The organism is Flagellimonas eckloniae, assembly GCF_001413955.1.
GTDB classification, from domain to species: domain Bacteria; phylum Bacteroidota; class Bacteroidia; order Flavobacteriales; family Flavobacteriaceae; genus Flagellimonas; species Flagellimonas eckloniae.
On sequence record NZ_LCTZ01000002.1, the window covers coordinates 3,848,900 to 3,875,747 of the forward strand.

Sequence of the window (26,848 nt, forward strand, 5' to 3'; positions counted from 1 at the left end):
TCAAGTTATACTATTTAGAAATCCAAAATCCAGAATGTATCTGTAGTGTATTATCGGTATTTAATCAATGTACAATTCATCAATAAAAGGTCCGCTTTTGCCAGTAGTCTTTAATTGAATGTTATTTGCTCCAGTGTTAAGGGTAATAATGGTTGGCACAAATTTCCATTCTTTTTCCCAACCCCCCGTTGGATGAAACTCTAGCGTTCTGATGTATTCATCGTTTACGTATAATTCCATCGGATGCAGTTGATCTGTATTGTTGTGCATATATCTGAACCGAATACTATAATCACCGGCCTCACCATCGTTTTCTTGATACCACGTTATTGCACCTTCTTTTCCATCGAATTTTACAAATCCACTACCTTTAAATCGATGCGCATTTTTACTCGATTTTGCTCCACCTTCCATGATACCCTCTTCTGCGGCAATATTGATTCCTCTCCCGATCCACATATCTTCTGAATGTTCATCACCCCAAAATAGGCCTTCATTTTTTCCAAATTTCTCACTCATATTCAAAACGACTTTCCCATTTTGTTTTACAACAGCCTTAACGGTAGTGCCATCTGTAACTTCAAATGGTTTTTGATATGGAATCCCACTAGTCTCTGGGTCAGTGCCATTGGTAGTATAAAGTATTTCGAGTTTGGCATTATTGATTTTACCAAGGATTGGAATTTCTTCGGCGATAATGGAAACTTGGTTGGATAAATACAGTGCTTTATCGCCTAAAATGCCTCCAGTAATAAGGGAACCCTCTTGGGCATTTTCTTTTTCTTCTAGAAACAATCTAACTTTTCCAAAAAACATACTTCTAAAATTAGCTTTGGTACGACTGGTTGGGTCTATGGGGTTTCCATTTTCAATAGATACTTTTTCTAAATCGCCAAGTAGATTGTAATACACCTTGTTTTCCGCATAAGGGAATAGATTGTCATTGGCATCCATACCTTCAGAAGTTATGATGTAACTTGTGGTGAAACCTGATTCGGCAGCTAATGTATCTAGTGTTGTTTTTAATTTTGATGGTTGCTTGCTTGTGTTAAAAGCTGTTCGTTTTACTTCTTGACCTTTTTTATAGGCTACGGCCTCAAGTTTTCCTTCTTGGTAGGGCACCATCCATTCGCACTGCATTTCGTTCCAAACGGTTCCCGGTTTATCCTTACCTAAAGATTTGCCATTGAGAAATAATTCAACTTCATCTGCATTTGAATACACCCAAACTGGGACTACATTACTCTTTTTCATTCTAGGGTGTGTCCAACTTGGTAGCATATGCAACATGGTTTCTTTGGTCCATTGACTTTGGTAGAAATAGAACAAGTCCTTTTTGAATCCGGCAACGTCCAAAGCACCGCCCATAAATAAATTAAAGGGCAAGCCTCCGTGTGCTAGACCTGCTTCTCCATAATAATCAAAACCTGTCCAACGGAAATGGCCACTATGCCAAGGTAAATCGCGTACTACTTCCCAATACTTTCTTGCAGACACTCTAACCGTAGCATTATCATATGATGAATTGAAGCTTTGTTTTCTGTTTTTCCAGTTTTTAGGGTCAATACCTTCATAAAAGAAAATTTCTTTTTCGGTTAAATCTGGTAATGGATATGTGCCTGGCAGTTCATTATCTCTCCACCATGTTTGTGTTCTATAGTATCCACGTGTTTGCCATGTATGGGGTGCTTCAGTAGAAATGAACGGCTTGTCAAAGGTTTTACTTTCAATGAATTTTTTTGTTTCAGAGCCCCCGTTAACGCCAATGATTTCCATGTCCTCACTATTCCCCGCTCCAGAGGTGAACAAGCGTGTAGTATCCAAACTTTTTCCGAATCTCACCAATTCTGGAGCAATGTCACTATGTGTTTCGTTACCCAAACTCCAAAGAAAAATGCTGGGATGATTACGGTCTCTGGTAATCCATTCTTTCATATCTCGTTGCCACCAAGAATCGAACGCTTGCTTGCCATAATCCTGTGCTGCCTTTTTATGCCAACCATCAAATATTTCGTCCATCACCAACAAACCAATTTCATCACAAAGATTATAGAACATAGGTGGAGTAGGGTTGTGGGATGGACGAATTGCATTAATGCCCATGTCTTTTAGCAATTGCAGTTTCCAACGCAGCATAGGCTTGGTCCAAGCACCACCAACAGGGCCACCTTCCCAATGTTCACATACCCCTTTTAATTTAATATTCTCACCATTGAGCCAAAACCCGGTTTCTGTTTTCCATTCAATCGTTCTAAAGCCAAAATTGGTCTTGACTTCATCAAGTACTGTTTCGTTGCTCTCTATTTGAGTCATGAGCTGGTATACTTCTGGTGTTTCTGGACTCCAAAATGAGGGGTTATCTACTTCAAATTCAATTTGGAAATCATCTTCGATGTTTTGGATATTTCTTGAAGTGGTCGCAAGGATTTTTCCTTGAGGAGAGAGTACCCTTACCTTTAAAACCAAGCCTTTTTTTGCTTCAATCATGTTGATTTTAGCAGCTACCGTAGCTTTTGAGTTGGTGATTTTAGGTGTAGTTACAAAAACACCGTTTGGCGCAATGTGTGTGGGTTGTACTTCTATCAAATGAACAGGGGCATAAATGCCACATGGGTGATACCAGCGTGCGGATGGTTCCAAACTATTGTCAACACGGACAGCAATGGTATTTTGACCTTCTTTTAAATATTCGGAAATATCATACCTGAAACTAATATAGCCGTAAGGTCGTTTGCCCAAATACGCCCCGTTGACCCATACCTCACTGTTCATATAGACTCCTTCAAATTCAATGTATGTAGTGTTGGAAAGCCTTTCTTTATTCCGTTCGAAAGATTTGCGGTACCAACCGATTCCACCATCGTGATAACCACCACCTTGACCTTGATCACCACCTTCTCTGACACCTTTTTCGAAAGACCAATCGTGAGGAACATCTAGAGTAATCCAAGCTGAATCATCTAGATTTTCTTTTGAAAAGGAAGAATCGTCCTCTAAAATAAATCGCCAATTTTGATTGAAGTTGGTTTCAGTACGTTGTGAAAAACCGTTTAATACAGAAAGGAAAAGCAGCAACGAAAGAGGTATACATTTTCTCAAATAAATTTGAAATTTCATAAATTAAGGTTCTAAAAGTTGTATAACAGAAGGTATTATTCGAATGGGTCCAATCAAACCAGCAGGCAATAATTCATCTCCTTGTTCGTAAAATGGATATACCGTAAAAGTGGACCTTTCTCCAAGATTTGCAGGTTTATTATTAATATACCAATCCGGCATTTTATCCATAGATAGCTCATAGCCAGAAATGTTAGGGTAATTTTCATCCCCAATTAATCTATTGGTCCACTGGTTTGTTATTTCAATTTTAATGGTATTTTCCCCTTTCTTTAAAGCTGAAGTTGCATCTATTATGAATGGGGCTTTCCAAAGCACCCCTAAATTCGTATCATTTAAAACAACCTTCGCGGCGATATTAACTTGACCTAAATCGATGGTAATCTTTTGGCCTTTTGCAAGCATTTCATCTTTAATATTGAATGTTTTTACATAGGTTGCGGTTCCCGAATAATATTTTATGACTTCACCCTTATGTGTTGTCCAGTCTATTAAATTTGAAAATGAAAAGGCATTATCCTTAAACTTTATATCAGGAAAAGTGACTTCCCAATCCTTAGAGATATCAAGTGCTTTAGGTAGGTCTTTTATCGATATCGTTTTTGAATTGCCGTCCTTCAATAGAAAATCATACGTACCATTTTTGTTAATTTCAAATTGAATTGCATTTTTATTTGATAATGTCGATTTTATGTTTGAATACGCTTTTATACTGTTTGGCTGTATTGAATTTATACCATTGGATATTTCTCTAAAAACTATAAAAGTAGACCCTTCGGCAGGTAAAGTTATATCTACAAAGGTTTTCCCATTTTCATGTTCGAAAGCACTTAGTTTTGTGATTTTTCCTGTCATTTGGTTCCATAATTCTGGAATTTTTCCGTTTACATTGAACGTACATCTATATGTGCGTTTGGTTGTAGTAGTATCTGGATTAAAGAAAAAATAAATATCCTTTTCGGCTGTTTTTCTATGGATGTAATTGATGTCCTCACCATCTTCTATCAATAAATCTATTGGAATATTATGCTTTTTAAACAAGGCATCCCAATCTGTTATTTCAACGTATGTGCTAGGGCTGTTCCAAATAATACCAACGAGGTTAGTGAAGGCTTTCTTATCTTCTTCGGTAATTTTAAAACCTCCTAATTCCTTTGGTTTTTCACCAATAATGACAACACCTTGTTTTGATAGTTCTGCAATTCTTTTAAGTGTTGAAAGGTATATTTCTTTGGTATTAAAAAGTTGTAGTACATCATAGGTCAAACCATCTGGAAAAACGAGTTTACCATTAGTGCTGGTTACTCTGTTTAGAAGCGCATCGGTATTGACGCAATCAAAATTGATGTGATTTGGTAGTTTTAATGCATTCCGTTTTACAATTGAATTCGGTGATCCATCACCAACAAAAGTGAGAACTCTCGAGACAGGTGTACCTTGGCGTAGCATGAATTGCCCCCGGGCAAGATATTTGAACCATGACTTGCCAGCATTGTCCCACCACGTTTGGGTACGGTCAATATGTGAGCCCCATTGACTCATAGTCATTCCTGGTGCCACATTGGTATTGGCTTGATGCGCATAACGATGAAACATAAATTCGTTGATGCCAAGCGTCCATGCTTTGTCACCTGTTAACTTTAAACTACCGGGATGACCTTTCCAATTGACTTCTGGCCTTGCCGAAAAGGACTCTGCAGAAATAATGTTCTTACCATAAATACGGGCGCCAGAAACTGCTGTTTCTGTTTGGTAACGCTGATGCATCCAAAACTCGCCCATAGGTATGTCCACTTTTCTTGCGGCGTCGAGTTCGTTAAAAGAAGCATTAAAACTATAAGGTTCAATATAGCTTATGAGACCATCTTTATGGCAAAGCTCCGTGAAATATTCAAAATAATTATCGGTCATCATTTTGCTATTGAAGTTTCGGATATCCCACAAAATACGTTCGGTGGTCTCTGCATCATTGATATAACGCCCCGCGTACAAGGGCAAATAATCAAGGATGTTGTACCCCAGTTCACTATTAAATTGGTTTTCATAGCCTTTGGTCCAATTTTGCCCTCCAACCTCATAGCTATCTATTTCGATATATTGCAAGGCATTGGGCGCAACTGGCTTGGATATATCAATGACGTTTTTTACATAGCCATCGTAAAAGGTTTTGAAAGATTCGCGATTCATTTTGTCCACTTCCCAACCTCTTCCTGCGTCTGATGCAGGACTGTTCACTGCACCTGTAATTGTATATCCAAAACGCATGATGCTCCATTTTCCTTCTGGTAGCTGTGTGGTTAGTTGTCCATTTTTGGTCATAGCATTAGTGAGGTTGATGATATCCTTTTTTTGAACAACCATCGATTTGTTGGACGCTTTGATTTCAGGAATACGATGGTTTTCCAGTTTGAACAGCGAAGTACGTGCCAACATATTATCGAAGCGCTGGGTAGAACTTAGCTTAATTTCAGAAATGTCCAAGGCGATTTCACTTTGAATTCTGAAAAAGCGGCTGGTAATTCCATCAAAAGACATATCAATGCCATGCTCTTTTTTACCTTGACGTAAAAGTTTGAGTTCTGATATAGTATTGAAATCAATTCCGTTTTTTGAGGTCTGTAGTACAACTTTGCCTTTCGCACTGATGGCCTTTTCAAAGTTTATATATAATGAACGCAGCGTAAAAGGACTTTCGTAGCTAAATTGAATCCAAGGGGTGTTACCTTCTGCTTTTAAGAACGTTCTATTGTCAATTTTGCCATTAGTTAAGACCGCTAGATTTAAATCTGTATTTGAAGAACTCAATTTGGGTAGTAGCTTAGCATCGTTTATCTCGGATGCAAACGCGGGATAGGCGAGAACCGCGATATCCTGATAAAAATCTCCTCTTTGGCTAGGGGTTTTAAGCATAAGATTGACATGGCCTCCATCGGTTATCGTTTCACTGAATACAACTTGCTTCATGGAATGTTCAGGAGTTACCCATGGTCCTCCACTCGAAGTCCACCCATCACAATTGTGTACTCCAAAACTTAAACCTAAGCGTTCACACTCGGCTGCAGCATGACCGATTATTTCAATATGCTCAGGGGAATTAAAGATTATATTGCCTTCAGGAATTCTATGGGATACGTTGAACAAAATGATTCCACCAATACCTGCTTCGACCATAGCTTCCAAATCTTTTGTTACACCTACTTTGCTCATATTGCCATTCATGATATGGTACCATGTTCTTGGTCTGGCTTCTTCTGGAGGATTTTTAAACTTGACTTCTAGATTTGAAGTTGTCATTTGCCCATACGAGCACGGCCCAAACAATACAAAACCAAATAGGATTAAAAATCTGATGCCTAAAGGATAAAAGGTTTTCATTATGATTAGGTTTTATTTCGAAATCCAAAAGGTCGAACTCACTGGTTTGAGTGTTAAATAACACTTGGTGTACTCATGACCATCTATTTTAAAATGGGTTATGTTTTTCAGTTCAAGAATTTCTCCATTATGGGGGTTGGCGTTGTTCAAGTACAATGTTCCTTTTAGAGTGACTTCTGTACGGATGGTTTCATCACTGGAGTTGGAAAAGTAAAAAATGTCTATTCCATCCTTGATTTTGTGAATATAGGAGAATTTGCCAAAGTCAGTTGATAACACTGGGTTTGGTGAAAACTGGACATCTGGTATAAGGTGCTGGCTAATCGCTTTTGAGATGTTTTCTTTATCTGGGATAGGAATGAATACAGCATGTCCTCCATTATCATTTGAATTTGTCCGAACTTTAGAGGTGTCCAGAGCCAGTGAATTGACATCAAAAATTTCACGGACAAGATTTATGACCTTTTCGTCCTCTCCCATCTCTGAAGATTTGAAAGGTAATTGGGTCGTAGCAACTACTAAACCTCCCTGACTATAATAATCCTTTATCTTTTCAAGGGTTTTATAAGAGATTACATTACAACCAGAAATAATCAGTGCTTTATATTCTTGTTTGTTTTCAGCATTGTTTAGGCGGATACTTCCTGGTTGGATACTGTACTTTTCTTCCAAAAAATATTCTGGATGGATAAATGTAAAATCTTGCCGAATGTCATTGGTCAATAACCCGCTAATTTCTTGGTAGTCGGTTTCTGGAGATACAAAAAAACCTTGTCTCGGATTTTCAGGATCATCAAAACGAAACCACCCTGCCAGTTCTTCAAAAGGATAAAAAACGCCCACATCAGCAACTCGTCTACCACCTTGCAATAGCATGCATGACCTTCCAACGAAATTGGAATATGTTGGTAGGGCAGGAGCTATCTTTTCACTGTAGGGCGAAACCAAAGGCTGAATATAAACCTGTTCTGGATTGTACCATAATCCGTGGGGGACAGCAAAATTTACGCCGCGTGAAAACAAATCCATCATAGAGCGGTAAAGCATCAATGAATCAAAAACCTTTTCTTTATAGGCACCATAGATTTCGGTGGCGACAATGGGCCTGTCATAGTAATCAGCTGCTGAACTTATTAATTTATGTCCATCTTGACCAAATTGATACCATTTAATGGCATCAGTTAGTGGAACAGCGGTATGCCTAAAAAATTTGAAAATATCACCGTTCATATCTATGGGGGTAGGGTCATAATTACCTGGTGGATGTCCCGTATCTTTGAGTCCGTTCTTTTTGGTCCATTCACCGACCAATTTTGGAAATCCTTCCGCTAATAGTTCCGCTCTTGTGTTAAAAAATGCGTGGCGTACAGATTCGGTTTTTGGACCAATGTTGTACCACAAGGCAGGATACCAAGGTTTGGGGTCATACCCATTTAATTCCTCAAACTTTTCATTGAAACGACCAGTCCATGTTCTAGGGTGTCTCCAAAAACCGATATCATCAAAAAAGGTCATTTTGATGGCGTTTCCAAAGTATGATTCAAAGTTGGCTTTGTAAACATCATAGGTTAATCGTATCATTTCCCTAACTGCAGTAGTATCTAAATAGTCCACTACGGGAAATGCCTTATGGTGACTGTCTTTAACTATAGGAAAATACATGATATTCCATTCACCCTGAGGTACTTTCCAAGAGAGAAAACCTTTGTTTACAGATGCTGTAAGCTCAATTCTTTCCAATGTTTTTTGGTTCATGGCAACCACAGAAAGAAGTTTTCCGTCAGGCACTCTCTCATTAAAATCGGTTGGACCCTTTACCAGCTTTTCTATTTTATCCAAACGCTTCATAGTATGTTGTGGAAAAAGTTCTCCGAGCTTACCACCTGCCATTCCACTTGGAAAATCATTATCATCGTATAAAATTACCTGCATGTCCAATTCTTCAGCAGTGTCCAAAACATCTTGAAAGCGTTCTAAATATTGGGGTGAAAGAAATTTAGGTGTTGTACCAGGGCGCCCATCTTTTTTTGGAGCCAGGGGTAAAACGCTTATGCCACTAAAACCTCCCAACTCTCTGGCGTCCTTCATTTGCTTTTTAATACCTTCCGTAGTGAGTTCACCATTGATGTGCCAAAAAGGCATTGGTTTATAATCGTCTGGTGGATTTTGAAAATCTTGAATGAACTTGTTGGTTAAAGGCCTACCTTTTGGTTTGCAAGAATAAAAGGATACGCCTAAGACAATGGTAAAAAAGATTAAAATTGATGTTTTTTTGAAAATTTGATACATGTGTTTAGTCTTTGGTTATTTTACTGCTCCACCAGTCTTCGTTCGGTTTAAAATCAGAGGATAACAATTTTTGGCGCTGTTCATCTAAGCTTCTAACTTGACATGCTAATCTGTTGATTTTATGGGTTTTTTATATGGCTCAGCAATAGATTTTTCACTTCCTTTCCCTTTCCAACTGGTGCAAAAATGATTCCTGCCCATCTGGCCCTTGCCCATTCTTTCCCGTCAGTACTTCCTATTTTTGAGACAACAGTAACTTTATCACCTTTATTCAATTGTACATTCTCCCATAATGCATTGAATGCTTCACCTTCTTCGAACATTTTTTGGGTTAGGCTGGGCGAATAAGAGCCAAGTTCCGTACCATTGATGAGCAGTGTAAAAGTTGATTGTCCGTCGTTTTCACCAACACCAACAAATACTACATCATAGTTTGCACTTTTAAAAGTAAAATCTGTTGTGGTACTTGCTTCTTTGTTTTTATTTGGATTAATGGCAAGCCACCGACCACCTGTGTCTTTGTAATATCCGGTTCCTTCAATTGGAAAATCATCTACAGGTAATGTCTTGTTCTCAATAACCGAAGCACCTATGGTCTGAAAATATGATGGTTCTGTCCATAAAAGCGTTACTCTAGCTCCTTTATCTTTTGGTACATAGTTTCTATCCTTTGTTAGTATAAACTTATCGAACTCAAAGCCGTCTTCACGCATACTTAACTGAATGTCGTGAACACCACTTTTTTCAATATCTAAGTAAATTTGATAGGGTACTCCACAATGCACTTCTTTTGTTCGTTGTTTACTATCCCATGTCCATTCATTTTTTCCTTCGCACCACTGCATGCGTTGCCCATTTTCAGGCCAAGTCCCATTAAGGCCTACGTGAATACCATTATCCTCGCTGCCCGTACTGAAGGCACGCATCCAAAGATAATATCTACCCGGATTGTTGAAGTTGACCTTGTAGTGCAACACTTCTAGCTTACCTGGTTCATTTGAGAAGTTTTCTCCATGGATAAGCTTGTCGGCGTGAGTCGCTCTAGTATCTGGCAGAATTTCAAGATAGGTGTTGTTGCTTGCTTGGCTGGCATGGTTGTCATCTCCATCTAGTCCCGCAAATGGTGCTTCATGTATGGTGGTTCGGTACCATTGGCGAATCTCAGATTTACTTTGTTTGTAATAATATTCCGCTTCTATGGCTACAAGCCCATTTTTTTCTTCGAAAAAGTTTTCTTCACCAACAATAGGAGCAGTATATATTGATTTTTCGCTCTGGGCCTGCATATTAAAACAAGAGGCTACGATGTTCAAAAAAATAAAGCATATCAGATTTGTCGAACGCATGATATAAGCTAAAATTTAGAAGAGGTATGACTTATAGAAAATAAATATCTCATCAGCAAGCTACCATTTTTCCCTAATTAAGGTATCCTGTGGTATGCTGTTCCAATAGTAATGGATTAAGCTACTTGGTATTTTTTGTTTTTAAGACACCTATTATTAACCATATGGAAGACTTACCTTGATATGCATGTAACCACAGGATAGTTCATAATGGATATTGGGTACCTTTAAGACTTAAATTTTTATAGATGAAAACGATTTTTAACAACCTAAATGTTTGTTTGCGATACTTTTCATTAGTATCGGTTTTTGTTTTAATGTCAAGCTGTGATGATAACTCTAAAGACCATCTTACTCCTATTTTTGATGGAGATACATTGCAAGGCTGGCATACCGTAGGAGGCAAGGCTACTTATAAAGTTGATAATGGTGAAATCGTGGGCACCACCGTTGCCAATACACCAAACACTTTTTTGGCTACTGATTCGCTGTACACTGATTTTATCTTGGAATTGGATTTTAAAACTGATTCCGTATCTAACTCCGGGGTTCAAATCAGGAGTAATAGCTTTCCTTGGTACCGTAATGGTATTGTCCATGGATATCAAGTAGAGATAGACCCTTCAAAAAGGGCTTGGAGCGGTGGCATCTATGATGAAAAAAGAAGGAAATGGCTTTGTCCACTTAATGGAAATCCAGAAGCTCAAAAAGCATATAAACCAAACGATTGGAACCATTATCGCATAGAGGCCATAGGCGATACCATTAAAACTTGGATCAATGGAGTGCCCGCTGCACATTTGATTGATGACATGACGAACGAAGGTTTCATTGCCCTGCAGGTGCACAGTATTGGAAAGAGAGGAAAACCAGGCGTTGATATACGCTGGAAAAACCTTGAATTTATCACTAAAGATGTATCAAGTTATAGTAAATCAATATCCTTAGCACCTATAATTACCAAAAATCAATTGACTTTTCAAGAGAAGAAAGATGGGTGGCAAATGCTATGGGACGGTAAAACAACCAATGGTTGGAGAGGAGCTAAATTAGAGGAATTTCCTGAAACTGGCTGGGAAATTGAGGATGGTGTGTTGACCGTTCTGGCAAGTGGTGGTGGTGAATCTGAAGCTGGTGGGGATATTGTGACCAAAAAGCTTTATGGAGATTTTGAAATGAAGACCGATTTTAAGATTACGGAAGGTGCCAATAGCGGTATTAAATATTATGTGGATACCGAACTGAATAAAGGAGAAGGCTCCTCTATTGGATTGGAGTTTCAAATCTTGGACGATGAACGGCATCCCGATGCTAAATTGGGAAACCACGAGGGAAGCAGGACTGTAGGTTCGCTATATGATTTGATTCAAGCAGATACCAATAAACATATGAACCCTATTGGGGAATGGAATACCGCCCATATCGTTTCTAAAGAGAATAAGGTTGAACATTGGCTCAATGGTGTAAAGGTACTTGAATACGAGCGTGGCAGTGAAGACTTTTTACAATTGGTAAGTGAAAGCAAGTATAAGGATTGGCCCAATTTTGGACTTTTGGAAAAAGGAAACATCCTTCTTCAAGATCATGGTGACCGGGTTTCTTTCAAAAACATCAAAATAAAAACGTATGAGCAAGCAGAATAGAAGGGATTTTGTGAAAAAATCCGCATTAGGTGGACTAGGTCTAGTAAGTGCCTCCGCTATGTCGATGAGTGCCAAAAGCTATCGAAATATTATAGGTGCCAACGACCGACTTCATGTTGCCATTGCCGGTTTAGGCCGAAGGTTGGGTGCTTTTTATGATCCTATTGCACATAAAAAAAGTAACGTCCGCTTATTATATCTATGTGACCCCATGGAAAGTCAAATGACCAAGGCAGCCACCAAGTTTAAAGAGCATATTGATTATGCGCCAAAACTTGAGAAAGATATTTTCAAGGTATTGGATGATGACAAAGTCGATGTTCTAATCAATTCCACCCCCGACCATTGGCACACTCCCGGTTCTATTATGGCCTTGAAGTCGGGGAAGCATGTATATGTTGAAAAACCCAGTAGTTGTACCATGGAAGAGAATGAGCTTTTAGTGGAAGCTGCTAAAAAGTATGATAAGGTAGTGCAGATGGGCAATCAGCAACGTTCATCTGGTCAAACTCAAGAAATTATCAAAAAAATACACGATAAAGCTATCGGTGATGCCTACAAAGCCGTCGCTTTTTATAGTAATGGAAGAGGGGCGGTACCGCTTCAGAAAAAGGCAGCGGTTCCTGAGGGCTTGGATTGGAATCTTTGGCAAGGTCCTGCAGTACATCGCGAGTATACTTCAGAAACCTGGAACTACAACTGGCACTGGTACGGATGGAACTATGCCACCGCCGAAATGGGCAATAATGCTACACATGAGTTGGATATAGCCCGTTGGGCCTTAAATGTAAACTTTCCGCAGATGGTAGAAGTAGAGTCCGCCAAGAGGCATTTTGTGGACGATGGTTGGGAGATGTATGATACCATGTTGGCCAGATTTACCTTTGAGGATAACAAACAAATTGAATGGGATGGCAAAAGCAGAAATGCCTACAATACATATGGTAGTGGTCGAGGTGTTATTATTTATGGTACCGAAGGAATAGTATTTGTGAACCGTAGCCACCATAAGCTGTACGACAGAAAAGGAGAGCTTGTTGAGGAAAGTAAGGGCAAAACAGATGAATCTGGTATAGCGTTGGGCGGCGGCGGTAATATGTCTACCACACATGTCATGAACTTTTTTGACACGGTTAGAGGCAAGGCAACTTTAAATGCACCAATTGACGATGCCAACATATCTATGGCCATGGTTCATTATGCAAACGTCTCATCAAGAATCAATGAAAACTTTGAGATTGATAGTAAAAGTGGTACAATGTTCAACCGAAAAGCGATGAAACATTGGGGAAAACCTTATGAAGAATCGTGGAAAAGTAAATTTTTACTCTAATCAGTTAAGTCCTGTAGTAAAGCGTTTTTATTTTTTTACAGTAACCAAAGCCACCCAATCTTTAATAGGTTCAATAGGAGGGAGGCCTAAATCAACTGTGCCACTTGCTTTGGTTACGGTTACCGAACCATCTTTAAGGTCACCGCCATCTCTAGGATTGTACCATTTTATAGCGAAATCTTTATCTGAATCACCTAAATCTAAGGATGTAGTTTCAAGTTCCATAGGAAGGTAGATCAGATACACTTCATTTTCTTTAGCAAAACAAAAGCTTATATCGTCTGTTGTGAGTTGGTTGGCTGGTTCCATTTCCCAAAATGGAATATGGGTTTCAAAAAAGTTAAGCGCATGTCTGTTTTGATCCCAAAATAAATCACGGCTTCTAAAATCTTCACAGGTAAGATCAGAGTTTGGACTTGCATAACCAAAATACCATTCTACACCAAACCCTCCTGCCATAAGTGTTCCCCATAGTGCATTCGCACGAGCCAAGTTATGCTCCATGTCCTCGTTATCTGGAAGTAAGGCAATATTTGCCTTGCCCGGTTCATCAACAGAAAGGGCCCATTTTCTGCCCGTAGCATTCGATTTAGTTCTCCACTTTAATACCCTGGGGGGTACATCTCTGAATTCAGCATCACTTAGTTGTAACGAAGCCCCGGTCAAGGGTGATTGTTCGCCGATGAATTCTTCATAGCGGTCGTCTTTATTGGGAAAGGTATGCATGACCAAATGGTGTTGATATGGGTCAAGTTTATGAATATAATTGGCCACTTTTAGGACTTCCTTTGTGGGTTGGTCATTTTCTTCACCTACATTCCAGTTCATGACCAAATGGTGTCCAAAGCGGGCTATAAGCTCTCGATAATATAGTTTTGTCTCTGTGCCAAAAACGCCACCATCCATTAAATGGTCAGTTTCTGTCTCGTGTGTTTTAAAATGAAGAAACATACCTTTCGTCTCGGCATATTCAAAGATGCGTTCCCACTGTTCCAGTTTAGAAACATCCAACCGTGTTTTATGAAAAAAGTTTTCCCACGCCTTTTTGTTCTTTTTGTCACTGGCATAAACCTCATATTCAGCGACGGGCTTTTTTAAAAGGTATGGAAAAATATTACGGTCATCTCCGTCTACATTGAACGTAAGGAACGAAAACACATTCAATTCTTCGGAGGCCAAGTAATTAATTGCGCCTAATAGGTTTTTCCCTTTAGTTTTTTTCCATACATAAGGTTCGGCTGAGGTTTCGAAGTCTTTAGCGTGCGGTTCCCATTTTTTTAAGAAGTCCAACGCATTGGTAGTGGAATCAAAGTCTTCATAGCCCAACAGATTTTCTGGAGCGTCTACACCTAATTTGATAAAATAGTCCCCAGTTTCTTCAAACTGTAAATAGGACTCTCCAATATAGTTCAAGCGGCCTTTGGCCCTGTTGTCCTTTCCTGTTTTATTGGTTGTAGTAATTTGAAAACTACCCGATTGCCCATCCATAAATCCTGCGGACACTCCTTCTTCAGCTGTTTCTGCCACTGCGATTTCATTTCCTTTTTTGAAAGAGACTGTATACATCCATTCCCCAATAGCATCAGGTGTAAACCGAACCTGCCAGATATTGCCAGAGGTAGAACTTGTTTCGGCTGCATTGCCGTCCGCTGCATAAAACCCAGGTACAACATAGCTTTTGTTTCCATTTGTAAAAGTAACATCCAATCGATATTCCAAATAGGGGTTTATCTCTGCAAGTTCATCGGTATCGGGGCCTTCAAATGAAAGGGTAATTTTGTGCCATTTCTTTAGTTCCCCATTAAACTTAGGTTGCGGTTGTTTTGAACAAGAAATGCATGCTAGTACTAAAAGGAGTAAAAATTTCTGTACCATGTTTACGTTCTTACAGATTAAAAATAGAACTCAATCAAAGACCTAAAAACTATCTTAGAATGAGTTGATGACCAATTTCACTTCGTGTTTTCCGGGTTCCAAACGTACCGTGCCAAAAGCAGGAACAACTTTTTTGCCATTGTGCATTAATTCTTTGTCCTGTGAAGGGGTTATCTGGAATTCAGCTACCATATTAGCAGGTATTTCAATGGAGTATACTTGAAGCCTTTGGTTCTTGTAGCTATACGCAGCTTTTATAGTTCCACGAATGGTAGGGACTTCAATATAACTATCTTTTAAATTACCCATTTGTGGTTTTATAGTGGCAATACCGAAACCGGGGGTTTTGGGTTGAATGCCCCAAAGCCCTCTAGGGATGACATTTGCTGGTACGGCACCCCAAGCATGGTTCCAATCCAGATTGTTTTTGTATTTATTGTCCCATGCTTCCAGCGTGATTGTGGACCCTAGGCGAATCATGTTATACCAACTTCTATCACTGGTGTCTGTCAATAGCGCCAATGCGTAATCTTCTTCACCTGCATTGTACAGTGCGTCCATTAAATACTGAGACCCATAGACGCTACAGGCCATTTTTCTTGATTTTATAAACTCCACTACCGTATGAATATGTTCTTTTGGTACCATATTAAATGCAAGTGGTAGCATGTTGGCATGAAGGGAAGCGTGGTCGGTGCCAATGCCATCTTTGTAAATCCCTCTTTCAAAATCGAACATTTGTTTGTTGAGCGCTTTTTTTGATTTTAAGGCCCTTAATTCAAATGCATTGGACTCCTCTGTTTTGCCTAAAATAGTTGCAAACTCAGCCATTATTTTCATGTTTTTATAGTAAAAGGCATTGATTACGGTATTGTAGTCCGTAAAGACGTAGCCATCTCGTTCTCCTTTATTATTGGGGTCGCCACCCCAACCTGCTGAGGGCCAATCCACAATATCCGTTAATGGTTTAGGATATCCTTCCTTAAAGCCAAGTTTATACATAAACTCAGGAGTAACCTTTATAGAGGTTATAAGTCCATCTTCATTTGATAGTTCATATAAGGTCTTATGCTTCAAGGGCTCATAGTACTTTGCAATCAACTCTGTATTACCCGTGTACATATAGTCGGCATGAAACATCAATGCGACATGTTGCTGCCATTCGGTAGGCCATGTGGGATGTTCCATAAAATATTCTATGGTTTGTCTGGCAATCGCATATTCACGATCTGTAGTGTAGTGACTTAATTGGTTCAAATATGCATCGGCTTCATATGGAATCCGCTCTCGGTCACCATCCACATACAGTCCGTTAAAAGTGGTGGCTTTGATGGAATATTTACACAAATCCCAAACTTGATTCAGGATATCGTTATCGCTCTTAAAATCACTGGTGTCATTTTCCCAGTAACTATTGTGCGCCAATTGCTCAAAGTTTTCTGGTTGTAGCGTTTCTTTAGCCCCTTCTAATTCTACATATCGAAAGGGAACCAAAACAGGAAAGCCTTCTGGCAGGGGTAATGCCTTTCCAGGGAGCGTATTTCTTTTATCGACATGAACTGGAAGTTGGTATGTTGATTGGCCAGGTTTCACGGGCACTTCAATCCTTTGATATCTAATATGACTCTTTTCAGGTGGATTTCTGTTTACCCTATTTCCGTCTAGTTGCTCGCCAACGTGAAAGACAAGGGTGTGCTCCGTTTTTGCATCATAGGTAAAATCCATTGTAGCAAACGCAGCTTTACCAAAATCAATAAAATGGACATCACCTCTTTTTTCAAATACTTTGGGTGTGATGCGATCCACCTGAAAACTATTGGGCGTAGTCAATGTTGCTTTGGGTTTGCCCATAACAAAACTTTGAGACTCTGAATATCTAGACAGTCTATTGTCGATATCCCAAATTCTCACCTTCCAATAATAAGTTTCGCCAACCTCCAGTTTCTTTCCATCATGTTCAATTTGAGATGAGTTGCTACTTCTTATTTGACCACTGTCCCATATATCGCCTATATTATTTACGTTATTTTCCTTGGATGATGAAACCAAAATCTGATACGCGGATTGTAAAACCGCTCCTTCTGGTACGACCCAACCATATTCTGGTTTTGTATCAATGATTTCAACATTGGAAGTATTTCTGATAAATTCAACGATCAAATCCGTTGGTCCTTCAGAATATGCGTCCGAATGTTCAAGAATCAAATCATTGGTTTTATTCCTGAACGCTTTCAGTTTTTCTGCATATCTCTTGTTCTTAGCTAGGTTTTTTGTCTCTTTTGGGTCTTTTTTTAAATCATACAATTCTTCGAACGACTGATCATTTACATATCGAAAATATTTCCAATCTTTGGTTCGTACTCCTTCGCTAGGGGGGATACTTTCAAATTCCCAAATATGTTCGATCAGTACGGTATCTCTTTGAAGATTTTCAGTCTCATTTTTTGTAATTGGTATTAGACTTTTACCGTGCCAGCTTTGTGGCTGGTCAATGCCCGCTAAATCCAACATTGTCGATGGTACATCAACGTTCAGTGCAAGGGCATCACTATCTTGTTGATTTTCTACCCTAGGGTCAAAAATGATAAGGGGTACTCTAACGGAGTTGTCATATAATAACCATTTACCAGCCAATTGCCGCTCTCCAAGAAAATAGCCGTTATCGCCCATTAAAATGATGACCGTATTTTTATCAATACCTTTTTCTTTTAGTTTTTTCCTGATTTTGGTGATTTCACGGTCAACTCCAGAAATCATTCGATAGTAACCCTTTACACTGTGTTGATATTTCTCAGGTGTATCATAACGCCAAGTCCAACGGAGCCTGTTGAAACCATCTTGTACAAATTTGGGCTGTGCCTCAAAATAGGCATCTGAACTTATTGCCGCTTTAGGAATGATGGTATTCTGTAATAGATTATCTGACTCTTCTTGCCAAAAATATTGCTTTTCAGCCCTATCGTGTGCGTGTGGCGCGCTGAAACTCAAAGAGAGGCAAAAAGGTTGCGCAGCATCGGAACTCGATATAAAATCCAGCGCTTTTTGACCTGTATATCGGGTTAAATGTACGGTGTCCTTACCCAGTTTTTTATAATAATAGCCTCGTCTATCATCAAAACTATTGTTCCGGTCATAGGATTCGTATTGGTCAAATTGTTTCTTCAAACCATTATAGCGCACTCCATATTTACCATAAAAAGCGGTTGTGTAACCATTTTCCTTTAATATTTTTGGGTATGAATTCTCCATATAGGATTCCCTTATATTACCGGTTTTAAAGTTGAAACTATGGGTTCTTTCATAGAGCCCGGTCAAAATACTGGCCCTACTGGCAGCACATATTGGTGTGGTAACCATAGCTTTTTCAAAGAAAGTGCCTTCCTCTGCCAATCGGTCCATTTCTGGTGTAGTGACTAATTTGTTGCCTGCATAACCAATGGCATCAAATCGTTGGTCATCGGTCAATATGAAAATGATATTGGGTTTTTGGGTTCCTTGTTTCGTTTTTTGTGCCTTAATCGTACCTAGCATCAAACAAAAAAGTAGTAGGGCAGCAGTTTTTATTTTCTTCAAAATTTATGTGTTTTGGATATTCTGAATTTCATTAGGTTTAAAAGTGTTTCTGGATAATACTATACTAATCAAACTTATGATTCAAAAGTAAATTATCCATCCTGTTCTATCCTGAACATGAAATAGAATTTAGTTACCAAGTATCGGTTCGAAATGATGAAACAGGAAGTCTTACCAAATTGAAAAGTGTTTCCTTAAAACAATTTCCGAAGCCGTAACTTACTGTAATGTTTTCAGTTATGTTTTCCCAGCTTTCTTTAGTGTCAGTTCTAGTAAAAGTATCAATACTCCAATTTGTTACAATTTGGATATCTGTATTTGACATATCCGTTCTCCAAATGGGAACGAAATCATTTTGTTGCAATACCATATTGTCTGCAAAAAATGAGGAAAGCTCTACTTGATTAAAAATAGGATTGGCTTTAAACAAGTAAATGTAGAGTATCCATGAGACTGTTATTTTAAGATTCATGCGATTCCTTACAAAATGTTCATTTTCATGTATTTTCAGCATAGTGCAGGGTACGTTTGGTTATAAATCCTAGTATTATTGTAACAAACCTTAAAATACAACAAAAATGATAGTTACGGATGCTTTGACCTACTCATTAAGACAATTCTTGATTATACTATTCTGGGCATTCATGGCTGTAAGTTGTCAGGATAAGACTAAACAGGATAAAAATACACTGTCAACGGAAATGAATAATGAGTTGCCGAAGCGACCTAACATTTTATGGTTGGTTACCGAAGATATGGGTGCCTACTTACCTTCATTTGGTGATTCTACCATCGTCACTCCAAATTTAAGCCGATTGGCAAAAGAGGGTGTTGTCTATCCGAATCTATTCTCAACTTCGGGAGTATGTGCTCCTAGCAGGGCTGCCATCGCCACAGGGATGTATCCTTCGAGCATTGGTGCCAACCATATGCGAACCACTTCATATACTGAAGTTACAGGGTTGCCAGCTTATGATGCTGTGCCTCCACCTGAAGTTCGAATGATAAGTGAGTTGCTGCGTACAAAAGGATATTATTGCACCAACAATTCAAAGCAAGATTATCAATTTAAAGCACCAGCAACCGCATGGGATGAAAGCAGTCCGTATGCACATTGGCGAAACCGTGCTGTTGACCAGCCTTTCTTTTCAGTTTTCAATTTTACGGATACTCATGAGTCTGGACTATTTGAACCCTATGGGCATAGATATAGTGAAACCAGACATTACAAATCGGGAGATACGAGCTATAAATGGAAACCAGACCGAATGACAGAGACCGAGACGACAGTGCATTTGCCTAGAGATATCGAATTTTCTATTCCTCCCTATCTACCCAATACAGATGTTGTAAAAAGGGATATGTGGAAATTGTACAACAACATTGCCGTGATGGACAATCAGGTTGGGGCTATCTTAAAGCAATTGGAAGATGATGGTATTCTGGAGAACACGATTATCTTTTTTTATGGGGATCATGGAGGACCATTACCCAGACAGAAACGTTTGATTTATGATTCAGGATTGAATACGCCAATGATTGTACGTTTTCCAAATAAGATGCGTGCGGGAACTAGGGACGACCAACTAGTGAGTTTTGTTGATTTCGCACCAACCCTTCTTTCACTTACGGGGACCAACCCTCCTGAACATCTTCAAGGCCATGCCTTTTTAGGAGAATATAAACCTGAAAAGGAAAGAGAGTATATTCATGCGGCCGCAGACCGTTTTGATGCCTTTACCGATGCAATTCGTGCTGTACGTGACAAAAGATTCAAGTACATTAGAAATTACAGACCTGAACAAGGTTATTATCTTCCTGTTGAATATCGGGAACGAATACCTACAATGCAAGAACTACTGCGCCTAAGCGCTAAAGGGAAATTGGATTCCATTCAATCGTTATGGTTTAAAGAAAGCAAACCTGTGGAAGAATTGTATGACTGTCAAACAGACCCGAATGAGTTACATAATCTGGCAGAAGACCCGGAATATGTCAATAAGCTAAGTGAGTTTCGTCAAGAAATGGATAGATGGTTGGTACAAATCGGTGACCAACCCAACTTGCCAGAGAGAGAACTTATTGACCAGTTATGGGATACTAAAGAAACCCAACCTGTTACTTCAATTCCTAAAGTTGCATCTTCCAATAATAGGATTACCATAAGTTGTGCTACCGAAGGTGCTTCTATCGGTTATAAAATCATAGGAGAAGATGATAAGGAACCAAAATCGTGGATGGTGTACCAAAAACCATTCACTATTATAGAAGGCTGTAACTTACTTGTAAAAGCTCACCGAATTGGATTCAAACCAAGCGAAACTGTTGAGATAAAAAGCATTTAGATTTCTGTTTTGTAATGCCAAGGAGCTAAATGAAATCATAATGTAAACCGCAACGAACAATATAAAAATAGCGGCCAAAATATCTTTCCAATCATAATTAAATCTATTTCTCTTCTTTTGTTCATCGGAAACACTACCAAAGGTCAAACCTTCCAATTGAGCTTTAGAAAGTGCGTGGCAGAGCATATTTACCGATTTACACCCATTTATCTGTTATTTTTCTGAACCGTTAACACGTGCTTTCTGTTCCACAAAATAAGGCTGAAAACTATAAGATGAATTGGAGTCCCAAATTGCATTCTCTTTTGGTAAAAATGACTTTAAGTGGTTCATTTCAAATGTGTAAGCTGGACTACTAGCAAGATTGGTAAACTCATTAGGGTCATTTTTATGATCGTAGAATTCTTCACCACCGTCCTCATATCGTATATAACGGTAACGAGAGGATTTTACAGTATGGTTGTTCATTCCAAAGGTTGTTATTGCTACTGATGCTTCATCATCCTTATCATGCATTAATGAAACCAAGCTCTTTCCTTCATTTCTCTTGTAAGCTGGAAGACCGCAAAGTTCAAGCAGTGTAGGATAGATGGACAGTAACTCAGTAGGTTGGGCCACTATTTTATTCTTTGGTACTGTAGGACCAGCAAACATTAGCGGTACTTTTGTAGCCGCGTCCCACAGCGCGTGTTTGGCAAATGTACCTTTTTCCCCTAGTCGATAACCATGGTCAGACCATAGTACGATAACCGTATTGTCTGCATACTCGCTATTTTTAAGAGCCTTTAACAAGCGACCAATTTCATAGTCTACATAGCTTATACATGCTAGATAGGCTTGAATGATTTTTGGCCACTCCCCACTCTCAATGGCCCAATCTGTAGATGGCATCATTGGCAGGTCGTTGATTTTAAGAGCAACTTCGGGGACATCATTCAAATCATCTACTTTATAAGGCATGGTTTCAATACTATCCAAAGGATACATATCAAACCATTTTTGTGGAACATATAGGGGTACATGAACTCTAAGAAAACCAACCCCCATAAAAAAAGGTTTGTCATGTTTACGCTCCAAGCGTTCAATAGCCCAGTTTACAGATTGATGGTCTGGCATTAAAGAGTCAGCTTCTGGAAATGCTCCCCAATCAGTGCTTGTTCTACCATAGTTTTTTCTATCTGAAGTACCGAAACCATCCCATACAAATCGTTTCTCTGGGTAAGGACCAAAGCCTTTGACCCTTCCACCAGACTCATCAAAAAGACTATCAGGAGCATGAATGTGAAATAATTTACCGATACCCATCGTATGGTAACCATTCTTTTTAAAATATTCTGGAAGCAAAACAATGTCTCTTGTCGCAGGGTTTTCAGAAATAATTTTATTATCAGGAACCATTCCATATATACCAGTAGTGGAAGATCGGAGTCCTGTCATTATTGAAGCTCTCGAAGGACCGCATAGAGGTGCTTGGCAATGTGCATCAGAAAATAAAACACCCATGGATGCAAGTTTGTCCATATTAGGGGTTTTTGCAGGTCCGTTCAAGCTACCTAACATTGTATTTAGATCATCCACTGCTATGAAAAGAACGTTTGGTGGATTACGTTTGTCAGCATCTTTTTCTTTAATTACTTCTTGGCACGCGCTGAACAACAAAGCAAATAGTACGAAAAACATTGGAATTTTACCTTTCATACTTGTTTTTGGTTATTCATTCCAAGAAGTTTCAATCTTTTGTTTCAACCCTTCCACTATTTCAGGAAGTTCGGCTGCCAGATTATGTTGCTCGGTTGGATCTTTATAAATATTGAACAGCTTGATTTCTTCGTTGGGTTTATTGGTTTCATCTGGCACGATGATTTTATAGGGATTGGTCATGGCCATTCGATAGTAAAGGCTCTCCTCAATAGTATTAAAATCATGACTATAAATTTCTCCATAAATGGCATCTCGCTTTTCTACCTCACTCTTATCTAAGATGTCAATTCCGTCTAAGTTTTTGGGCTGTTCAATCCCAACTATACTTAAAACAGTTGGCACCATATCTAGACTGCTGGTCAGCGTCAAACTATCTTGTTTAGGTTCGATTTTACCTTTCCATTTGTACATGATTGGTGTACGTAAACCATAATCGTAGGGTGAGCGCTTGGATATTTTATCATAACTAGAGTCATTCTCATTCTGTATCCATCCATTGTCGCATACATAAACGAACAGGGTGTTTTCAGTTTCCCCTTTTTTATCAATATAATCAATAAGGTCACCACAAGTTTGATCAAACCATTCGCACATAGCCCAATATTTGGCTACGTATTCTGTTGGTGCTTTTGGCAGGTATTTCTGCAAAAGGCTATCTGGGGGGTTGTGGGGTGAGTGCGGCAAATATGGTGCATACCACATAAAAAATGGCTTCTTTTTTTCCAATGCCAAATCAATATAATTATATAGCGTATCCATTCCCTTGCGGCCAATCTCCAATCCATAATCGCCATGTCTGCCATCACGATTAGGGTCGCCATGGGTCATTCCATAATCAAAGTCTCCATTTTTGTAATTGCCCAACCACCATTTACCAGTTTGAAAGGAGAGATATCCTTTTTCCTTTAATAGTTTGGGCAACGTATTCCATTTTCTAAAGTTTTCAATGACCGATTTATAGTTCTTTGGTCTCTGGGTAGATTTCCATTGTGCTTTTGATTCCCTTACTTCACCTGGCAACACTCTATCATTCCCCAAAACCATATGCTTTCTGGGATACATCCCAGTTATGATGGAGGCTAATGAAGGAGAACAAAGAGAAGTGGGCACATATCCTTTTTCAAAAGTCAGGCTTTCGGAAGCTAACTTATCCAAATTTGGTGTTTCTATTACTTTATGTCCCATAAAACCATAGTCCGTCCAGGCTTGGTCATCAGAGAGGATGAAAACAATATTTGGTAATTTTTCTTCTACAACTTCTTCTTTTGCTTTCTGCTTTGATTCTTTACAGGAATTAAACCCAATCAAAAAGGCAAAAAGTAATATGGCTCTGAATCTGGTTTTCATTAAGATATTGATTGTTTTATTAATAAGGAGTAGTAAAAACGTAAGTACCTGGTTGGGCTTTTAACTCGATTGATTTTGCATTTTCATTAAGTAAAGAAAGATTTGAATTTGCTGATACTTGTTTTCCATCTACTATAATCTGTCCATAGTTTTGTGTTGGGATATGAATTTTAGCTGTTGTATTCGGTGGTACCGTAGCTTTTAATTCAAAGATACCATTATCAATTTTCCACGATGAAATAATTTTACCGTAGGGTGAGTTGTAACTGGCCTCCCCTGAGGTGAGTCCACCCCCTGGAATTGGTGCAATGCGTATTTCCTTATATCCAGGTTTTAAAGGCTTGATGCCTGCAATGCGCTCATACATCCATTCCCCAACAGCACCATAAGCATAATGGTTTAAACTGTTCATCGATTCTGGATTGTATCCTTCTTCCTTACTATAGCTGTTCCAACGCTCCCACATTGTTGTTGCACCTTGATTTATAGAATAGAACCAGGAAGGATAGGTTTCTTTAAACAGTATTTCGTACATAAGGTCTATTTCACCCATTTCATCCAGTACCTTTGGTAGTAATGGAGTGCCTAAAAAACCGGTACGTAGGTGATTGTTTGCTTCTTTTATTTCATCTATTAAATGTTTCTTTGCTTTTTGCTCTTTTTCATTTGACAGCAACCCAAAGTTTAATGCTAGTAAATATGCCGCTTGGGTTCCTTGTTCATTTTTAACGCTGCCGTTTTCATCGAAAAATCCATTCTCGAAAGCATCTGCAACTGTTCTATAGAGGTTTTGATATTTTTCTTTGTCTTCAGGATGATTTAAAATCGCAGCAGCTTTTGAGGTGAGATGCGAAGCATGGGCAAAAAAGGCAGTTCCAATAAGATTTTTGGAAGTATCACCTCTTTTTTTGCTTTCCTTGGCTTGATAAGGTTGTAACCAATCACCAAAAGAATTCATGTTGGATATATAGTCTTCAGCTTCATTATGATGGTGGGCGACCCAATCCTTCATCATCTGGTAATTCTCTAGAAGTACAGATTTGTCTCCAGTACGCATATAAATGTCCCAAGGAATAATTACAGCAGCATCTCCCCAACCGGAACTTACCGCATCATTTTTTAGAACATCGGGGGCAACAAACGGAATCCCTCCATTTTCGAATTGGGACTCCCTTAAGGTCTGTAACCAACTCTTCCAAAAAGAATGTACATCGGCATTAAATATTGAAGTTGGTGCAAAGACTTGTGCATCACCTGTCCAGCCAAGACGTTCATCCCGTTGCGGACAGTCTGTGGGAATATCGAAAAAATTACCCCGTAACCCCCAAACAATATTGCTTTGTAGTTGATTTAGTTTTTCATGTGATGAAGTAAATGTTCCATTCGATTCAAAATCTGAATATTGTACAATCCCTGTGACCCAATCTTCTTGAGGTACTTGTGATTTGTCAAATCCACTAAGTTCTACATATCGAAACCCATGAAAGGTAAACTTAGGCATCCATTCGATGGTTCCATCCATGGCTGCAACGTAATAATCGGTTGAATGTGCAGAACGATAATTGTCCGTGTAAAAACTTCCGTCAGGAGCCAACATTTCAGAAAAGCGAATTTTTAACGTATCACCTTTTATCATCGGAATTCTTACTTTGGGAACACCTACCATATTCTGTTTTAGGTCAAATATGATACTACCATCAGCTGATTTAATGATTTCCTTAACAGAAAGTTCGGTTTTTTCTTTAACCGAATAGTGCCTTTTTGGTTGAATTTTTATGTTATCCTCTATGTTGGAAATCTCGACGGCTTTCCAATTCTTGGCATCAAAGGTATTAGTGCTCCAATCTGAAATCTCAAAATTTGCATCATAGATTTCTCCATCATAAATTTCAGCAAAACGAATTGGGCCATATGTGGTACCGACCCAGCTGTCATCGGAAACAATAATTTCTTTTGAACCGTCTTTCAAGGTTATTTCCAATTGGCATAAAATTTTTGGAGATCCAGATTGCCCCCATATGAGTTTGTTCCAGAGCATACGGCCAAAGTGCCATCCAGAAGCTACTTGAAACCCGAGCGTATTTTCTCCAGATGTAATTAAATCAGTAACGTCATACGTCAATGATTCAATACGCTTATCATACGGAGTCCATCCCGGCGACATGACAGCATCACTTATCTTTTGACCATTGATTTGCGCACTGAAGACTCCTTTACAAGTAGCATAGAGTCTTGCGGATACAATATTTGAGGGTATTTTAAAACTCTTTCTGAGGTGTTGAGGCGTATGGATGATTGTTTTTTTGACGCCTATTATGCTATCATTCCTTGTGGGTAATCCAACCCATTTTCCTTTCCAATCATTAGTATTTAAGAGCCCCAATTCCAAATTAGCTATTTCACTCCATTTCGATGGTTTATCGTTGGAATCCCAATACCTGACTTGCCAATATACTTTTTGCCTAGAAGTTAATTTTGAACCTTTATATGTAATAAATAAGGATTGGTCTGATTCGACCTTTCCACTTTGCCATAAATCAGCATTGTGAGGTAAGAGTTCTGGACTGGTGGCTGCTGCTATACTGTAGGCACTTTGAAATTGAGTTGTTTGTGGGAGTTTCCAAGAAAATGAAGGTTCGTTACTATAGAATCCAATAGGGTTTTCGAAACCTTCATTTACCGTTAGTGCAAATGCAGGTAAAATTTCGTTTTTTTTACCACAGTTCGTAAAACAAAAAGATAGACTTAATGCAATAGCACAGTATGCAAATGTTATTCTTTTTATCATACTTTGAGTGTCCTTAACTTAGAAACAAGTATAATGGAGTTTTTAATAATTAGCATCCTGTACTATGCTGTTACTCCATTATAGTGAATCGACATTGTAAAGGACAATTTTTTCCC

General features: G+C 38.9%; 13 protein-coding genes. 3 read left to right on the forward strand and 10 right to left on the reverse strand.

Features of this window, described 5'->3' with window-relative positions:
- Positions 1-60: 60 nt before the first annotated feature.
- The 4 genes from AAY42_RS16600 to AAY42_RS18350 all read right to left on the reverse strand — a co-directional run bounded on the left by AAY42_RS16600 (position 61) and on the right by AAY42_RS18350 (position 10,127).
- Entirely contained in the window at positions 61-3,117 is a 3,057-nt protein-coding gene (locus tag AAY42_RS16600; protein ID WP_055397234.1) for a glycoside hydrolase family 2 TIM barrel-domain containing protein, read from the reverse strand.
- Between the two features lie 3 nt (positions 3,118-3,120).
- On the reverse strand, positions 3,121-6,492 hold the full coding sequence (locus AAY42_RS16605; RefSeq protein WP_055397235.1) for a glycosyl hydrolase: 3,372 nt from the start codon (positions 6,490-6,492) through the stop codon (positions 3,121-3,123).
- A gap of 12 nt (positions 6,493-6,504) precedes the next feature.
- Positions 6,505-8,781 carry a glycosyl hydrolase gene (locus AAY42_RS16610; RefSeq protein ID WP_055397238.1) on the reverse strand — a complete coding sequence of 759 codons (2,277 nt, stop codon included), beginning with the start codon at positions 8,779-8,781 and terminating at the stop codon, positions 6,505-6,507.
- Between the two features lie 119 nt (positions 8,782-8,900).
- Positions 8,901-10,127 (reverse strand): hypothetical protein, encoded by a 1,227-nt coding sequence (locus AAY42_RS18350; RefSeq protein ID WP_222836843.1) that lies wholly within the window; start codon positions 10,125-10,127, stop codon positions 8,901-8,903.
- A gap of 317 nt (positions 10,128-10,444) precedes the next feature.
- Between AAY42_RS18350 and AAY42_RS16620 the strand changes: the two genes are divergently transcribed.
- Both AAY42_RS16620 and AAY42_RS16625 read left to right on the forward strand, forming a co-directional pair.
- Positions 10,445-11,770 (forward strand): 3-keto-disaccharide hydrolase, encoded by a 1,326-nt coding sequence (locus AAY42_RS16620; protein WP_101956453.1) that lies wholly within the window; start codon positions 10,445-10,447, stop codon positions 11,768-11,770.
- Positions 11,754-13,103, forward strand: coding sequence for a Gfo/Idh/MocA family protein (locus tag AAY42_RS16625; RefSeq protein ID WP_055397242.1), 1,350 nt, complete (start codon positions 11,754-11,756; stop codon positions 13,101-13,103). The genes AAY42_RS16620 and AAY42_RS16625 overlap by 17 nt, the downstream gene beginning before the upstream one ends.
- Positions 13,104-13,130: 27 nt before the next feature.
- On the opposite strand, the gene AAY42_RS16630 is transcribed toward AAY42_RS16625, so the two are convergent.
- From AAY42_RS16630 to AAY42_RS16640, 3 genes are all read right to left on the reverse strand, one after another.
- A complete protein-coding gene (locus AAY42_RS16630; RefSeq protein ID WP_055397244.1) occupies positions 13,131-14,978 on the reverse strand; it encodes a DUF5060 domain-containing protein in 1,848 nt (615 codons plus the stop codon).
- A gap of 54 nt (positions 14,979-15,032) precedes the next feature.
- The gene (locus tag AAY42_RS16635) at positions 15,033-18,551 is read right to left on the reverse strand and encodes a sulfatase-like hydrolase/transferase (RefSeq protein WP_245625635.1); all 3,519 of its coding nucleotides are present in this window, start codon (positions 18,549-18,551) and stop codon (positions 15,033-15,035) included.
- A gap of 133 nt (positions 18,552-18,684) precedes the next feature.
- Positions 18,685-19,065 (reverse strand): hypothetical protein, encoded by a 381-nt coding sequence (locus AAY42_RS16640; protein WP_139063755.1) that lies wholly within the window; start codon positions 19,063-19,065, stop codon positions 18,685-18,687.
- A gap of 64 nt (positions 19,066-19,129) precedes the next feature.
- Between AAY42_RS16640 and AAY42_RS16645 the strand changes: the two genes are divergently transcribed.
- Positions 19,130-20,896: a sulfatase family protein gene (locus AAY42_RS16645; protein ID WP_082433480.1), complete on the forward strand. Its 1,767-nt coding sequence runs from the start codon at positions 19,130-19,132 to the stop codon at positions 20,894-20,896.
- 213 nt (positions 20,897-21,109) lie between these two features.
- Here the strand turns inward: AAY42_RS16645 and AAY42_RS16650 are convergent, their stop codons facing one another.
- The 3 genes from AAY42_RS16650 to AAY42_RS16660 are packed head-to-tail and all read right to left on the reverse strand — an operon-like array spanning position 21,110 to position 26,732.
- Positions 21,110-22,594: a sulfatase gene (locus AAY42_RS16650; protein WP_055397250.1), complete on the reverse strand. Its 1,485-nt coding sequence runs from the start codon at positions 22,592-22,594 to the stop codon at positions 21,110-21,112.
- Positions 22,595-22,606: 12 nt separating this feature from the next.
- On the reverse strand, positions 22,607-23,944 hold the full coding sequence (locus tag AAY42_RS16655) for a sulfatase-like hydrolase/transferase (protein WP_082433482.1): 1,338 nt from the start codon (positions 23,942-23,944) through the stop codon (positions 22,607-22,609).
- A 19-nt stretch (positions 23,945-23,963) separates the two neighbouring features.
- Positions 23,964-26,732 carry a family 78 glycoside hydrolase catalytic domain gene (locus tag AAY42_RS16660; RefSeq protein ID WP_055397252.1) on the reverse strand — a complete coding sequence of 923 codons (2,769 nt, stop codon included), beginning with the start codon at positions 26,730-26,732 and terminating at the stop codon, positions 23,964-23,966.
- Between the last annotated feature and the right edge of the window lie 116 nt (positions 26,733-26,848).

Bases quoted from the DNA above. Each gene is read 5' to 3' on its own strand.
- AAY42_RS16600 (WP_055397234.1), bottom strand. From the start codon at position 3,117: ATGAAATTTCAAATTTATTTGAGAAAATGTATACCTCTTTCGTTGCTG.
- AAY42_RS16605 (WP_055397235.1), bottom strand. From the start codon at position 6,492: ATGAAAACCTTTTATCCTTTAGGCATCAGATTTTTAATCCTATTTGGT.
- AAY42_RS16610 (WP_055397238.1), bottom strand. From the start codon at position 8,781: ATGTATCAAATTTTCAAAAAAACATCAATTTTAATCTTTTTTACCATT.
- AAY42_RS18350 (WP_222836843.1), bottom strand. From the start codon at position 10,127: ATGCGTTCGACAAATCTGATATGCTTTATTTTTTTGAACATCGTAGCC.
- AAY42_RS16620 (WP_101956453.1), top strand. From the start codon at position 10,445: ATGTCAAGCTGTGATGATAACTCTAAAGACCATCTTACTCCTATTTTT.
- AAY42_RS16625 (WP_055397242.1), top strand. From the start codon at position 11,754: ATGAGCAAGCAGAATAGAAGGGATTTTGTGAAAAAATCCGCATTAGGT.
- AAY42_RS16630 (WP_055397244.1), bottom strand. From the start codon at position 14,978: ATGGTACAGAAATTTTTACTCCTTTTAGTACTAGCATGCATTTCTTGT.
- AAY42_RS16640 (WP_139063755.1), bottom strand. From the start codon at position 19,065: ATGCTGAAAATACATGAAAATGAACATTTTGTAAGGAATCGCATGAAT.
- AAY42_RS16645 (WP_082433480.1), top strand. From the start codon at position 19,130: ATGATAGTTACGGATGCTTTGACCTACTCATTAAGACAATTCTTGATT.
- AAY42_RS16650 (WP_055397250.1), bottom strand. From the start codon at position 22,594: ATGAAAGGTAAAATTCCAATGTTTTTCGTACTATTTGCTTTGTTGTTC.
- AAY42_RS16655 (WP_082433482.1), bottom strand. From the start codon at position 23,944: ATGAAAACCAGATTCAGAGCCATATTACTTTTTGCCTTTTTGATTGGG.
- AAY42_RS16660 (WP_055397252.1), bottom strand. From the start codon at position 26,732: ATGATAAAAAGAATAACATTTGCATACTGTGCTATTGCATTAAGTCTA.